Origin of the sequence: Pseudomonas sp. GW456-12-10-14-LB2 (genome assembly GCF_002884345.1) — a bacterium.
In the GTDB taxonomy this organism is placed as follows: domain Bacteria; phylum Pseudomonadota; class Gammaproteobacteria; order Pseudomonadales; family Pseudomonadaceae; genus Aquipseudomonas; species Aquipseudomonas paraglycinae.
The window spans coordinates 108673-122125 of record NZ_POHV01000020.1 but is presented as its reverse complement, the minus strand read 5'-3'; the positions used below and the strand labels follow the sequence as shown (position 1 = coordinate 122125).

Here is a 13453-nt window from a genome sequence, read left to right as displayed (position 1 = left end):
GTATGAGGCCGGGGTGGGCAAGACGCTGGGGCACATTGCGCTGGTGGTGGCGCTGGGGACGATGCTCGGCAAGATGATGGCCGAGTCCGGTGGCGCCGAGCAGATGGCGCGCACGCTGATCGAGCGCTTTGGCGAGAAGAACGCGCACTGGGCGATGGTGTGCATTGCGTTTCTGGTGGGGCTGCCGCTGTTTTTCGAAGTCGGTTTCGTGTTGCTGGTGCCGATTGCCTTTACCGTGGCGCGGCGGGTCGGCGTGTCGATTCTGATGGTCGGCCTGCCGATGGTTGCCGGTCTCTCCGTGGTGCATGCGCTGGTGCCGCCGCACCCGGCGGCGATGCTGGCGGTGCAGGCGTATCAGGCGTCGGTCGGGCAGACCTTGCTGTATGCGATTGCCATCGGCATTCCGACGGCGATCATTGCCGGCCCCCTATACGCCAAGTTCATTGTGCCGCGCATTCAGTTGCCGGCGGATAACCCGCTGGAAAAACAATTCCTCGAACGCGAACCCCGCGACAGCCTGCCGGGTTTCGGCATCACCATGGCGACCATTCTGTTGCCGGTGGTGCTGATGCTGATCGGCGGCTGGGCCAACCTGATTTCCACCCCGGGCAGCGCTTTCAATCAGTTCCTGTTGTTCATCGGCAACTCGGTGATCGCGCTGTTGCTGGCGACGCTGTTGAGCTTCTGGACGCTCGGCATTGCGCAGGGTTTCAACCGCGAATCGATCCTCAAATTCACCAACGAATGCCTGGCACCGACCGCCAGCATTACCTTGCTGGTGGGCGCCGGTGGCGGTCTGAACCGGATTCTGGTGGACGCCGGCGTCACCGATCAGATCGTCGGCCTCGCTCACGAATTTCACCTGTCGCCGCTGATCATGGGCTGGCTGTTCGCCGCGTTGATGCGCATCGCCACCGGATCGGCCACCGTTGCCATGACCACGGCTTCCGGCGTAGTGGCGCCAGTGGCCATCGGTCTGGGTTATCCACACCCGGAACTGCTGGTGCTGGCGACCGGCGCGGGCTCGGTTATCTTTTCCCACGTCAACGACGGCGGCTTCTGGTTGATCAAGGAATACTTCAACATGACCGTGGCCCAGACGTTCAAAACCTGGACGGTGCTGGAAACCCTGATCTCGATTGTCGCTTTCGCCCTGACCGTCAATCTTTCTTACCTGCTGTAGTCGGAGTTATCCGCCATGGACATCCTTTATCAGATCCGCGCCCGTCAGGATTCCTTCAGCGCCGGTGAAGGACGCATCGCCCGTCTGATGCTCGACGACGTAGGATTTGCCGCCTCCGCCAGCCTCGAAGAGCTGGCGCAGCGGGCCGAAGTCAGCACCGCCACGCTGTCGCGCTTCGCCCGCACCGTCGGTTGTCGTGACCTGCGCGACCTGCGCCTGCAACTGGCCCAGGCCAGCGGCGTCGGCAGCCGTTTCCTCGACCCGGCGGGCACGCCCGAACAGTCGGCGTTTTACGGGCAGATCGTCGGCGATATCGAAACCACTCTGCGCCAGCATCTGGCGGCGTTCGATGAATCGCGCTTCGCCGATGCGGTGAAACTGCTGGGCCAGGCGCGGATGATCCACGCCTTCGGCATCGGCGGTTGCTCGACCCTGTGCAGCGACGAATTGCAGGTGCGACTGGTGCGCCTCGGCTACCCGATTGCGGTGTGCCACGACGCGGTGATGATGCGCGTCACCGCCGCCAGCCTCAGCGCCGAGCAGGTGGTGATCGTCTGTTCGCTGACCGGCATCACCCCGGAGTTGCTGGAGACCGTGGCGCTGGCGCGCAACTACGGCGCACGGATTCTCGCCATCACCCGCGCCGACTCGCCGCTGGCGGAACTGGCCGACATCGTCCTGCCGCTGCAAGGCGCCGAGACCTCGTTCATCTACAAACCGACGGCGGCGCGCTACGGCATGCTGCTCGCCATCGACGTGCTGGCCACCGAGCTTGCGCTGGCCAATCCTGAAGATAATCAAGAACGTCTGCGGCGGATCAAACTCGCCCTCGACGAATACCGTGGCGGCGACGATCACCTGCCGCTGGGAGACTGACATGCTGTACGACACCCTGATTCGCAACGCGCTGGTCATCGACGGCAGCAACAGCCCCGGTTACGCCGCCGACGTGGCGATCCTCGATGGCCGCATCGCGCAGATCGGCGACTTGGGCGATGCCCGCGCCACCGATGAAATCGACGCCGCCGGCCGTGTGCTGGCGCCGGGTTTCATCGACGTGCACACCCACGACGACACCGTGGTGATCCGCCAGCCGCAGATGCTGCCCAAGCTCAGCCAGGGCGTGACCACAGTGATTGTCGGTAACTGCGGGATCAGCGCGGCGCCGGTCAGTTTGCGCGGCGATCCGCCGGATCCGATGAACCTGCTCGGCTCGGCGGCGGCGTTCGTCTATCCGCGTTTCAGCGACTACCGCGCAGCGGTGGAATCGGCCAATACCACGCTGAACGTCGCGGCACTGGTCGGGCATACGGCGCTGCGCAGCAATCATCTTGATGATCTGTTTCGCACCGCGACTGACGATGAAATCAGCGCGATGCGCGAGCAGTTGCGTGAAAGCCTGGAGGCGGGCGCCCTCGGCTTATCCACAGGGCTGGCGTATGCGAGCGCGTTCTCGGCATCCACCGATGAAGTCATGCAATTGACCGAAGAATTGAATGCATTTGGCGCGGTGTACACCACCCACCTGCGCAGTGAATTCGAACCGGTGCTGGAAGCAATGGACGAGGCCTTCCGTATCGGCCGCCACGCCCGATCGCCGGTAATCATTTCCCACCTCAAATGCGCCGGTGCCGGTAACTGGGGCCGCAGTCCGCAGTTGCTTGCCTCGCTGGAAGAGGCGGCGAAAACTCACCCGGTCGGCTGCGATTGTTATCCGTATGCAGCGAGTTCTTCGACCCTGGATCTGAAGCAGGTCACCGACGCCCACCGCATCACCATCACCTGGTCGACGCCGCATCCGGAAATGGGCGGTCGCGACCTGATGGACATCGCCGCCGAATGGAACCTGTCATTGCTCGACGCCGCCAAACGCCTGCAACCGGCGGGCGCGGTGTATTACGGGATGGACGAGAACGATGTGCGCCGGATCCTCGCCCATCCGCTGTCGATGGTCGGCTCCGATGGTCTGCCGGAAGACCCGTTCCCGCACCCGCGTCTGTGGGGCGCTTTCCCACGAGTGCTCGGACATTTCAGTCGTGATGTCGGCCTGTTTCCGCTGCACACCGCCGTGCACAAGATGACCGGTCTGTCGGCGGCGCGTTTCGGCTTGAAGGAAAGGGGAGAGATTCGTGAAGGGCACTGGGCGGATCTGGTGTTGTTCGACCCGGCGACCGTGCGTGACGTGGCGGATTTCAACGACCCGCAACGTGCCGCCCAAGGCATTGATGGCGTGTGGATCAATGGCGTGTTGAGTTACCGCGACGGTCAGGCCAACGGCCAGAGACCAGGGCGGTTCCTCGCGCGCCAGGGCGATCTGCGCGACGGCTTTCGTTGAATTTTGCTGACTGCGTCACGGTGATGGCACATTGCAATTAAAGAAAGCCATCACCAAGCCGAATTGCTGACATCCACCCCGGCTACACTCCGGGGCCAATCAGTCAGGGAGCAACCCATGAGCTTCGGCAAAACCACCCCGATCCTGCGGATTTTCGATGAAGCCAAAGCCGTGGAGTTCTACGTCGACTTCCTCGGCTTCAAGATCGATTGGCAGCATCGTTTCGGACCCGGTTTCCCTTTGTACCTGCAAGTGTCGCGCGGCGAGTGTGTGCTGCATCTGTCCGAACACCACGGCGATGCGACACCGGGTTCGGCCTTGCGGATCGAGACCGATGAGCTGGAGGCGTTTCAGCAGCAGTTGCTGGCCAAGGAATACAAGTTTTCGCATCCACAGATTCAGGCCATGCCCTGGGGCAGCCAGGACATGACCATCGCCGATCCGTTCGGCAATCGTCTGGTGTTCACCAACGCGATCAGCCTCTGAGCCAAAAGCCCCCTCACCCTAACCCTCTCCCAAGGGGAGAGGGGACTGACCGAGGTGTCTATCGTCATGCATCGACCTGAAAGATCGTGGCGATTATGGATTCACAGAAGCGTTTTCAGTTCGGCGTAGATCGTGAGTATTTCGCGGTCGGCTCCCTCTCGATTATGGATTCACAGAAGCTCTTTCAGGTCGGCGTAGATCATGAGCATATTGCGGTCGGCTCCCTCTCCCTCCGGGAGAGGGCTGGGGTGAGGGGACTGCTGTGAGCCGTACTCTTACTCGCCACCACCACTAACCCGGTGAGTCTGCCGAAACTCACCGGGCGGCATCCCGCGTCGGCTTTTGAAGGCGCGGTGAAAGGAGCGTGATTCGCTGAAGCCCAGATACTGGGCGATGTCCTGAATCGGCAGGGTGCTGTTGAGCAGGTAATGCTCGGCCAGTTCCTGGCGCAGTTCATCGAGAATCTGCTGATACGACGTGCCGGCCTGATGCAACTGGCGCTGCAGCGTGCGCACCGACACGGCGAGATGCTCGGCCACCTGTTCCTTGCGCGGCAGGCCTTCCTTGAGCAACTGGCGCAGGATGCTTTTGACCCGCTGCTCCAGCGACGCATCCTCCAGGGTCGCCATCAAACTCTGCGCGTGTTCTTCCAGGGTGCGCAGCAAATGTGCATCGGCCTGGCGCAACGGCAATTGCAAATACGGCAGCGGCACGATCAGCGCGGAATACGCCTGATCGAACAGCACCGGGCATTCAAAAAACTGTTCGTACTGCGCCAGCGTCGTGCCCGCCGGGAGTGAGTGTTCCAGCCACACGGCGGCCGGCGACAGTCGGGTATCGGCGATCCAGCGTGCGTATTGCAGCCAGGAGCCGAGTACGTTTTCCACCAGATGCCGGCGAATCCGCGGCCGCTCAAAGCGACAGCTCCAGATCAGGTGTACGTGGCTGTCGTGTACCTCGGCGCGGCTGACACCCATGTCGCCCACCAGTTTTTCGAACGGCATGATGCGGCTCATGGCATCGCCCAATGTCGCGCAATTCATGGTGATGTAACCCAGCACACTCCACGAGTTGGGCAGGACGAAATTCGCCGCGTTGAGGCCGAACAGCGGATCGCCCGAGTGTTCGCAAAAGTAATCGAGCAACCGCTCATGGGTTTCCCCCGGCAAGCGCAGACTGTTGTCGCTCAACTGCTGCGCCTGCAACCCGGCCGCCGCCAACGCAGGCTCGATGGCCAGGCCCAGATGTTCGGCATGGCGCAGGTACTTGAGCAGCGGTGGGACGGAGGTGAAGCCGAGCGATTGCATGACCGAATCCTCTTGATCGAGGCCGCCGTGGGTGGATGAGCGCTCTGAAAGGTAATTTGAATTCGCGAATAAAGTAAATGGCTGACGCTTGCGCGACGTTGGGGGGTGAGGTGATCAGCCCTTGGAGAATTTGAGCGAGACAAGCCTTAAGTCTTTGTGACAAAGCCCGCGTCCTGCGGGCTTTTTCATTGAGCGATCAAGAAGAAGCGGCGAGTGCACCGCACTCGCCACCTCCCGCATCAATCTGTCGGCACGACCTTGTCCAGCGCACGGTTAACGGCCATTTCGGCAATCATCACGATCTGGGCGATGCCTTGCAGGGTCTTACGGTGGCTGCCTTCGACCAGCGCCACGTGATTGTTGAGCATGACGGTGGCGGAGCCGAGGGATTCGCTGGCGTCCACCAACAGAGATTCGGTGTCGGCTTCGGGGTGAGCCTGGTAGAGGGTGTTGGGTTTGTAGGGCGCGGCCATGATGTGGGCGCTGAGTGGGCCCAGGTGATAATCGAGGGCGCGTTCGGCGGCTTCGTTGAAACGTTTCGAGCCGGGGCATTCGTAGGGGGATGCCGGATCCGGGAGGGTTGTGGGTTCGGTGAGCGGTGGGTTTGGCGTTACCTTGAACATGGGTGACTAACCTCTGGTTAGGCCGCACCTTTTCGCCGCTAAGCGAAAGGGTGGCAGCTGTGCGCAAGTTAGCGGACCGGTAAGTCACCCAAAACCCGGCGCACCCGAAGGTGCCATGCGCACAGCCACCATCAAGTGCAGGCTGGCGCCTGACTGGATTCGACATGTGCAACCGTAGGGGACATTCCGAACCGCTAAGTTCGATCACTGGAAATCAGTGACGCAATCAAATTACGCAGCCAGCCCAAGGCGCACAAGCCGGCGGATTCTGGCGTAGCCGTAGGCAACGGCGCAAGGTTTTGTGGGCTTCGGGACGTATCACGGCGTGTCCTTAAACACCTCTGATCAAGCGTGTGTAATTGCATTTCAGAACGCGTCATCCACTTCCTGAAGTTGGCAATTTCCGGGCAAAAAAGAAGGGCAGCTTTTCAGCTGCCCTTCTTTGTACTTCGGTTTTCGTGTGCAGGGTTTACACGCGGAAGTGGCTCACCATCTGCTGCAACTGCCCACCCAACCGCGCCAGTTCAACGCTGGACTTGGCCGTCTCATCACTCGCCGCTGCGGTCTGTTCCGACACGTCACGGACGTTGATGATGCTGCGGCTGATTTCTTCGGCCACGGCGCTTTGCTGTTCGGCGGCTGCGGCGATCTGCTGGTTCATCGACTGGATGTTCGACACCGTGCGGGTGATGTTTTCCAGCGAGTCGCCAGCCTTGCGGGTCAGGGCGACGCTGCTGTCGGTCAGGGCGCGGCTGTTGTTCATCACGGCGGCCACTTGCTGAGTGCCGTTCTGCAGACCGGCCACCAGGCCTTCGATTTCCTCGGTGGATTTCTGCGTGCGCTGGGCCAGGCCACGGACTTCGTCGGCAACCACGGCAAAACCGCGACCGGCTTCACCGGCACGGGCGGCTTCGATGGCAGCGTTGAGGGCCAGCAGGTTGGTCTGTTCGGCCACAGCCTTGATCACGTCCATGACGCTGCCGATCTTGTCGCTTTCCTGTTGCAGCACGCTCATGGCTTCGGTGGAGCGCACCACTTCGCTGGCCAGACGCTCGATCTGGGCGATGGCTTCGTTCACCACTTTGTCGCCTTCGCGGGCTTCGCCGTCAGCGGCAGCTGCGGCTTGCGAGGCTTCTTCGGCGTTGCGCGCGACTTCCTGCACGGTGGCAGTCATCTCGTGCATCGCGGTGGCGACCTGATCGGTCTCGACCTTCTGGCTGTTCACGCCGGCGCTGGTCTGTTCGGTCACGGCCGACAGTTCTTCGGCGGCGCTGGCGATCTGGGTCACCCCGTCGCGGATGCCGCTGATCAGGTCGCGCAGGGTCACGCCCATGCGCGCGATGCCTTGTTGCAGCACGCCGAGTTCGTCGCGGCGGGTGACGATCACGTTCTGGCTCAGGTCGCCGCTGGCGATGCGGTCGACCACAGCCATGGTTTCCTGCAGCGGACGGGTGATCTGACGGGTGATGATGAAGGCAGCGATGATGCCGACCAGCAACGCCAGCAGGGTGCTGATCAGTTGCAGGGTGCGGGCCTGGGCGCTTTCTGCATCACGGCGATCGAGCTGGATCTGATACAGCTGCTCGCTCAGGGTCACGATGGTCGCGCCCTGATCGGTCATTTCCTTGCGCGCCTGCACCGCATCGGTGTTGGCGTTCTTGAAGGCCTGCAAGGCGCTGCGGTAGTTGGTCAGTGCGGTTTCCAGCTGACGCAGGGCGTCCTGTTGGGTGCTGGCGAAATGCATGTTCAGTGGCTTGAGGCTGGCGATGGCCACGTCCAGTTGGCCGACGGCTTTCTGCTCGGTCTCGGCGTTGGCGGTGGCGGTATAGCCACGCACTTCGTAGCGCGCCAGGATGAACGCTTCCTTGGCGGCGGTGACGGCCTGGAACTGCTCGAAACGCTCATCGCTCAGCGGCATTTGCTGGACGCGGTTGCTCAGCGCTTCGATCAGGCCGTAGGCCGTCGCGGCACTGGTGGCCATCGAGTCGCGCGCCGTGTTGCCGGTGCGGTAGGCGTTACGCATCTTGTTGAGCGAAGTCTGGTACTCGGCGATGGTCGCCGCCTGCTCCTTGAGCAGTTTGACGTTTTCCGGGCTCTTGAAGCTGCTGATCAGCTTCTGCTGTTGGGCGGCGAAACCGTCGAGGGTGGTCTGCACGTTCTGCGCGGCGGTTTCGTCGCCGTTGGTCAGCATGTATTGCAGGCGCACCACGCGCAGTTTGGTCAGGCCAGCGTTGAGCTGGGTGATGTCGCTCATCCAGTTGCTGCGGTCAATCAGGCCGCCCAGGCTGGTCCAGCCGGTGAGCGCCAGGATGCAGGTCAGGGCCAGGACGAGGCCGAATCCGAGCCCCAGTTTCAGGTTCACGCTGATGTTGCCGAACCAGCTATTCATCAAAAATCCTCCAGAAAAACGTTGTGCGTCTTGATCGTCGGTCAGGCTGGAAGATTGTTGTTTTTTTGCGCCAGCAAGGGTGTAAGCAGGACTGTATCGGCCGCAAATCCGAGAGCTGAAAGGTTTTTGTCCTACGGAATTTGTAACAGGCACTCACAAGACTTTTTTCACATGGGTTTCACTGCCTGCCCACGCCGTGCTCTCTAACCTCGCCGCATCGAATGACACCTGATGGCGGCTTTTTGTGGAATTGCGACTGAGTCTGTTCGGCGTCAAGCGCTCGATTGATCTGAGCGGTCTGACCCGTTTTCGAAACACCTGGGTGGTCTTGGCGGCCTCGGTGCTGGTCATTCCGCTGACCCTGTGGCTGCTCGCCCCGGCGGCGGTGCCGGACCTTGCCCACGGCAATGTGGCCGGCGCGCAGGCGCTGAAGGACGGTTGGAGCAAAGGCGACATCATCGTGCTGGTGCGTCACGTCGAGCGCTGCGACCACTCGAAAGCCCCGTGCCTGAGCGGCCACGATGGCATCACCGATCGCTCGCGCAGTGTCGCGGTGAGCGTCGGCGCGCAGTTCGAGCAGTTGGGTCTGGACAAGGCCGACGTCTACAACAGCCCGATGGTGCGTACGGTGCAGACCGCCGGCTACATGTTCAACAAGGCCGCGACCGGCGAAGACTGGTTGATCAGTTGCAAGGGCCGGATGTTGCAGGATGCGCTCGCGCACAAGGTCCCGGGACGCAACCTGATTCTGGTGACCCACAGCGAATGCATGGCGCAGCTGGAAAAAGACCTCAAGGTGCCGGCCTCGACCCTCGGGTACGGCGCATCGCTGTTTGTTTCCGCCGCCAGCCCGGCGGCCCCACAAATGCTCGGCTTCATTGAAGCCTCCGACTGGCGCACGGTGACCACCCGATGAAATCACGCTTTTATGCTTACAATTTCGGCATCCCGCTGCTCTGCGCAGCCGTGGTTTTTCTGATGTTCGACATGACCAACATCGACATCGCTTTCAGCAATTTGCTGTTCGATCCACTGACCCACACATTTCCGCTCGACAAGATTCACTTCTTTGAAAAACTGACCCACAAGTGGGCGCGGATCATTCCGAACTGGACCGCTGAAATCGCCTTGATCGGCGCCGTGTTGTCGTTGGTCTGGCCGCTGGTGAAACCGCAAAGGCATCCGCGTCTGGGCGGGTTTCTCGAGCGCAGTAAAGTCGCGCCGGTGCTGCGCTTTGCCGCCGAGCACCGTAGGGATTTTCTGTTTGTGGTGGTGGCTTTCGCGGTCTGCACCGGGGTGATCCATTTCCTCAAGTCGCACACCAGCGTTTACTGCCCGATCGAAACCACGCTGTACGGCGGAAAGATGCCGCACATCGAGTGGTACAACAATTTCCAGCTGTTCCACGAAGCGGGTGAAGGGCGTTGCTGGCCGGGCGGTCATGCTTCCGGTGGCTTCACCATGCTGGCGCTGTATTTCGTGGCGCGTCGTTACCAGTGGCGTTTCTCCAGCGCGTTGTTGTGGGGCTCGCTGCTGCTCGGTTTTGTCTACGGCACCACGCGGGTCCTACAGGGCTGGCACTACATGTCCCACACGTTCTGGGCCGGCATTTTCGTGTGGCTGGCGTGTTTGCTGGCGGCGCTGGCGTTTTACGGGCAGGCTCGTCTGGAGTTGCCGGTGTTGAGCAAGCGTGAGCGGAAGGTGTTCGCTGCACAGCCTGAGGTTTCTCTCTGAGTCCTCGCCGCTGAAATGAAAAACCCGCCATCACCGGCGGGTTTTTCGTTTGTGCTGTCGTGGTTTCAATAGCCCACGAAGTAATACGCCTGGCGCCCGACCATCATGGTCTTGTGGACTTTCAGCGGGGCGGCGGGTTCGCTGTCTCCCGACATCACGGCGATGTGCGAGGGAGATGCACTGAGAAACTCCCGGAGCTGCGCATCGGTATCCAGGCCCTTCAGGACGCTTTGGGTGTAGAACACGCTGGCACCGCCGACCCGTTCGTTGGCTTGAAACAACGCGACTTGATTGCCGCTCGCCTGCAGGGCCTGAATGTGTTCGGTCAGCGGCAGGAACGACAGGTGTTTATCGGCGTTTGGCAGTGCCCATTGCGCGGCGCCTAGGTAGCTGGCGATGACCACCGTCAGTATCCCCGCCACCACTGTCTGACGATGACGGGCGATTCGTCCGACAAAACCGTTCTTGTGATCCTTCAACTTGTCGAACAGCACGCCCGCGTATTCCGCTGCGATCACCGCCGCTGCGGGTGTCATCGACATCAGGTACACCGTACGTTTGCTCGAGGCCAGGGTCAGCAGGATGAACTGCGCGATGATCCACAGGCTGAAAAATAGCAGGTAACGGTTGGCCTTCAGCTCCTTGCGAAAATGCCACAGGCCCAGGTAGACCAGAATGTTCCACGGTAGGAACGCCTGCGGCAGCTTGGCAAGGTAATAGTAGAACGGCTCGTAGTGCCCGGCTTCGACGAACGATCCGCTGAAACGTCCAACGCTGTTGGTCAGCAACACTTCGCTGACCGCCTGGACGCCGCCACGCTGATAGAGCACGGCGAGCCAGATCATCAGCGGGATCAGGCCGACCAGGGTCAGCAAACCCGGACGCAGCCAGTCCGTCAGCTTGAAGCGCTTGTCCATCAGGTTGTCGGCCAGCAGAAAAGCGAAAATCACCACGCCCGGCATCGCCAGCCCGAGCACGCCTTTGCTCAGCGTGGCAATCGCAATCCCGACCACAAACAGCAACGAACTGCCCGGGTTCGATGCTCGCTGCGCCTGAAAGAACGCCAACAGTGCCGTGGTCACGCCGAGGGCGAGCAACGCATCCTCGCCGACGCCGCGTACGTTGCTCCAGTAACTGGCCATGGTCGCCAGCAGAATTCCCGCCGTCCAGGCGATGGCCTTCGGGCGATCGAAGCGACGCAGCATTGCATACAGCAGCATCACGCTGAGCAACCCGGCCACCGCCGACGCCAGTCGCACCGCCCAGGGCGAGACGCCGAAAACGCGCAGGGCGCCGGCGTCCAGCCACAGGCTCAGGGGCGGTTTTTCCAGGAAGGGCTCACCGAACAGACGCGGTGTCACCCAGTCGTTGTCCAGGTGCATTTCCATCGCAATGCCCGCAACCCGGGCCTCGGTGGAACCTTGCAGTTGATGGCTGCCGAGGGCGAAAAAGAACAGCAGAGCGGCAAGCAGAAGCAGGGAAGAGGCGGCACGCGACATGGGTTCAGGCAACCGGAAGTGAGCGGAAACCCGAGCTTACGCGGCCAATCCTTAATAAATTGTGAACGTCACGACAGCGGCCGCGACCAGCGTTGCTCCGGCGCTTCAAAACGCGGATTGACCCGCGCCGTCAGCACATGATCCTGCCAGCGCCCGGCGATATTCAGATAGGCCTTGGCGTAGCCCTCACGCTCGAACCCGAGACGCTCAAGCAACCGGGCGCTGCGTTCATTGCCGGGAATGTAGTTGGCCATGATCCGGTGCAGGTTCTGGGTGTCGAACATGTAGGCGATGGCTGCTTCCAGCGCTTCCTGCATCAACCCCTTGCCCTGATGCGCCTCGTCGATGTGATAACCCAGATAGCACGCCTGAAACGCACCGCGAATGATCCCGCTGAAATTGCAGGCGCCGATCATCTGCTCACCATCCGGGGTCAGCAACGCCATATGCACCGCCAGCCCGGCTTCGAAGGCACTGGCCTGTATTTCAAGGCGCCGGCGGATCTGTTCCGTGGAGAAATAATCGGTGGTACGGATCGGCGACCACGGCGCGAGGTGACGTTGATTGCGCTGGTAGAACGCGCTTTCCAGCGCCGCTTGATCCGGGTCGAGTACCGCGAGCGTCAGGCGTTGACAGGGCAGGGTCAGCAGCGGCATCGGGTGCTCCGGAAGCAGGGAATGATTGACAGAATTGTCCGGCCGGACGGAAAACACAACTGGATCGCCGAACGCAGAGCACTATAAATTTCCCTGATTCACTTCACATCCGGTTATGAGATGCGTCGTTCAAGGAGGACATGATGGAATGGGCATTCAAGGCGGGGGAGCAGTCGCTGCGACTGATACCGGCGGATCCGGCGTTTTACTCGTTGTTTCAGCAGGCGCTGAACGCCAGTTACCTCGATCATTCGGAATTTCTGCCTTGGCCGCGTAAGTACACCAACGCGGAGCAGGCGCTCGAGTTTCTGCTGAAGGCCCAAAAAGAGTTCAACAGTGAAACCGGCGAGCGACGATGGCTGATCGTGACCGAGGACGGGCAAGCGCTGATCGGTTGCATCGGACTCAAGCCCCGCTCGCGCAACCGCTACGTCGTGGGTTATTGGGCCAACACCGAGCAATCGGGCAAGGGCTACATGCGCGCCGCCCTCACGCACCTGCTCAACAACCTTCCTGAATTCACCTTTTACCTGACGGCGTCCTCTGCCAATGCGCGAAGCCGGCGTCTGGCCGAGGCTGTCGGGTTTGTGTTGATCAGGATCCACCCAGGGGCCCGGCAATCGGAACGGCACGGCGAGCAAGACACCTGCGTCTATCGCCTGCCAGGCAAAACGCAGGCGAAAAAAAGCCCGCAGGAGCGCGGGCGAACCGTAGTTTCTTGAATGAGCGAGGCCAATGTACACGGCCATCACCGCCGCCGGGGTGAAGAAAAGTTCATGTCGATGAACGACTTGCGTCATCGACGAGCGGTCGTTTTTCAGTGCACGACAGGCGCCGTCGTACGGGGCACCAGATTCACCGGATCAAGGTTCTCCACGGCCCGATTGACCAGCATTTCAGTCATGATCGACAGCTGCCGGATCGCCAGCAACCGGCTGCGCTGAGAACTTGTGAAATCATCGGCGATGTTCGCCGTCATCATGTTGAGCGCCGCCAGGGTTTCGCAGGCATGGGTCAGCAGAGTGGCCGTATCCACGTCGGTGCGCACGGAGAAAATCTCGTTGAAAGGCAGGGTGCGACGCGGCTTTCTCACGTACTCCTGAGGCTGGGCAAGCACAGCCGGTTCTTTCGATTCGGTTTCGTGAGGCGGTGTTTGATCAGGCAGGCTTGGGGTGTCTTTTTTCATGACGAGGCTCCATGGTTTCAGGCTCCCGGCGAATCCCTTTGGTAAACCATCTGCC

General features: G+C 61.2%; 13 protein-coding genes. 7 read left to right on the top strand and 6 right to left on the bottom strand.

The window, feature by feature from the left end:
- The 4 genes from C1X29_RS16020 to C1X29_RS16005 all read left to right on the top strand — a co-directional run.
- The coding region (locus C1X29_RS16020; RefSeq protein ID WP_102717879.1) for a gluconate:H+ symporter at positions 1-1183 on the top strand (1183 nt) is incomplete at its 5' end.
- A gap of 15 nt (positions 1184-1198) precedes the next feature.
- Complete coding sequence (locus C1X29_RS16015) at positions 1199-2059, top strand: MurR/RpiR family transcriptional regulator (RefSeq protein WP_007953817.1); 861 nt, start codon at positions 1199-1201, stop codon at positions 2057-2059.
- Position 2060: 1 nt separating this feature from the next.
- On the top strand, positions 2061-3518 hold the full coding sequence (locus C1X29_RS16010) for an amidohydrolase family protein (protein ID WP_102717876.1): 1458 nt from the start codon (positions 2061-2063) through the stop codon (positions 3516-3518).
- A 117-nt stretch (positions 3519-3635) separates the two neighbouring features.
- Positions 3636-4004, top strand: coding sequence for a glyoxalase superfamily protein (locus C1X29_RS16005; protein ID WP_102717875.1), 369 nt, complete (start codon positions 3636-3638; stop codon positions 4002-4004).
- Between the two features lie 275 nt (positions 4005-4279).
- On the opposite strand, the gene C1X29_RS16000 is transcribed toward C1X29_RS16005, so the two are convergent.
- The 3 genes from C1X29_RS16000 to C1X29_RS15990 form a co-directional block, all read right to left on the bottom strand.
- Positions 4280-5311 carry an AraC family transcriptional regulator gene (locus C1X29_RS16000; protein ID WP_102717874.1) on the bottom strand — a complete coding sequence of 344 codons (1032 nt, stop codon included), beginning with the start codon at positions 5309-5311 and terminating at the stop codon, positions 4280-4282.
- Positions 5312-5550: 239 nt separating this feature from the next.
- The gene (locus C1X29_RS15995; protein ID WP_085685558.1) at positions 5551-5934 is read right to left on the bottom strand and encodes a hypothetical protein; all 384 of its coding nucleotides are present in this window, start codon (positions 5932-5934) and stop codon (positions 5551-5553) included.
- 469 nt (positions 5935-6403) lie between these two features.
- A complete protein-coding gene (locus C1X29_RS15990) occupies positions 6404-8323 on the bottom strand; it encodes a methyl-accepting chemotaxis protein (protein ID WP_102717873.1) in 1920 nt (639 codons plus the stop codon).
- Between the two features lie 244 nt (positions 8324-8567).
- Here C1X29_RS15990 and C1X29_RS15985 point away from each other — a divergent pair, with 244 nt between their 5' ends.
- Both C1X29_RS15985 and C1X29_RS15980 read left to right on the top strand, forming a co-directional pair.
- Positions 8568-9239, top strand: a complete 672-nt coding sequence (locus C1X29_RS15985; RefSeq protein WP_102687330.1) for a histidine phosphatase family protein — start codon at positions 8568-8570, stop codon at positions 9237-9239.
- Positions 9236-10057 carry a phosphatase PAP2 family protein gene (locus tag C1X29_RS15980; RefSeq protein ID WP_102717872.1) on the top strand — a complete coding sequence of 274 codons (822 nt, stop codon included), beginning with the start codon at positions 9236-9238 and terminating at the stop codon, positions 10055-10057. Before C1X29_RS15985 ends, C1X29_RS15980 begins: the two co-directional genes overlap by 4 nt.
- Before the next feature lie 65 nt (positions 10058-10122).
- Here the strand turns inward: C1X29_RS15980 and C1X29_RS15975 are convergent, their stop codons facing one another.
- Together C1X29_RS15975 and rimJ are read right to left on the bottom strand one after the other, a co-directional pair.
- Positions 10123-11556 carry a glycosyltransferase family 39 protein gene (locus C1X29_RS15975; protein ID WP_102717871.1) on the bottom strand — a complete coding sequence of 478 codons (1434 nt, stop codon included), beginning with the start codon at positions 11554-11556 and terminating at the stop codon, positions 10123-10125.
- A 68-nt stretch (positions 11557-11624) separates the two neighbouring features.
- A complete protein-coding gene (gene rimJ, locus C1X29_RS15970) occupies positions 11625-12212 on the bottom strand; it encodes a ribosomal protein S5-alanine N-acetyltransferase (RefSeq protein WP_102687333.1) in 588 nt (195 codons plus the stop codon).
- A gap of 143 nt (positions 12213-12355) precedes the next feature.
- Between rimJ and C1X29_RS15965 the strand changes: the two genes are divergently transcribed.
- Positions 12356-12934, top strand: coding sequence for a GNAT family N-acetyltransferase (locus C1X29_RS15965; protein ID WP_102687334.1), 579 nt, complete (start codon positions 12356-12358; stop codon positions 12932-12934).
- 95 nt (positions 12935-13029) lie between these two features.
- Here C1X29_RS15965 and C1X29_RS15960 read toward each other — a convergent pair whose 3' ends face one another.
- A complete protein-coding gene (locus tag C1X29_RS15960) occupies positions 13030-13398 on the bottom strand; it encodes a DUF6124 family protein (RefSeq protein ID WP_102687335.1) in 369 nt (122 codons plus the stop codon).
- Between the last annotated feature and the right edge of the window lie 55 nt (positions 13399-13453).

Excerpts from the sequence above, each read along its gene's own strand:
- C1X29_RS15980 (WP_102717872.1), top strand. The coding sequence starts at position 9,236 with ATGAAATCACGCTTTTATGCTTACAATTTCGGCATCCCGCTGCTCTGC.
- C1X29_RS15965 (WP_102687334.1), top strand. The coding sequence starts at position 12,356 with ATGGAATGGGCATTCAAGGCGGGGGAGCAGTCGCTGCGACTGATACCG.
- C1X29_RS15995 (WP_085685558.1), bottom strand. The coding sequence starts at position 5,934 with ATGTTCAAGGTAACGCCAAACCCACCGCTCACCGAACCCACAACCCTC.
- C1X29_RS15960 (WP_102687335.1), bottom strand. The coding sequence starts at position 13,398 with ATGAAAAAAGACACCCCAAGCCTGCCTGATCAAACACCGCCTCACGAA.
- C1X29_RS15975 (WP_102717871.1), bottom strand. The coding sequence starts at position 11,556 with ATGTCGCGTGCCGCCTCTTCCCTGCTTCTGCTTGCCGCTCTGCTGTTC.
- C1X29_RS16010 (WP_102717876.1), top strand. The coding sequence starts at position 2,061 with ATGCTGTACGACACCCTGATTCGCAACGCGCTGGTCATCGACGGCAGC.
- C1X29_RS16005 (WP_102717875.1), top strand. The coding sequence starts at position 3,636 with ATGAGCTTCGGCAAAACCACCCCGATCCTGCGGATTTTCGATGAAGCC.
- rimJ (WP_102687333.1), bottom strand. The coding sequence starts at position 12,212 with ATGCCGCTGCTGACCCTGCCCTGTCAACGCCTGACGCTCGCGGTACTC.
- C1X29_RS16015 (WP_007953817.1), top strand. The coding sequence starts at position 1,199 with ATGGACATCCTTTATCAGATCCGCGCCCGTCAGGATTCCTTCAGCGCC.
- C1X29_RS16000 (WP_102717874.1), bottom strand. The coding sequence starts at position 5,311 with ATGCAATCGCTCGGCTTCACCTCCGTCCCACCGCTGCTCAAGTACCTG.
- C1X29_RS15990 (WP_102717873.1), bottom strand. The coding sequence starts at position 8,323 with ATGAATAGCTGGTTCGGCAACATCAGCGTGAACCTGAAACTGGGGCTC.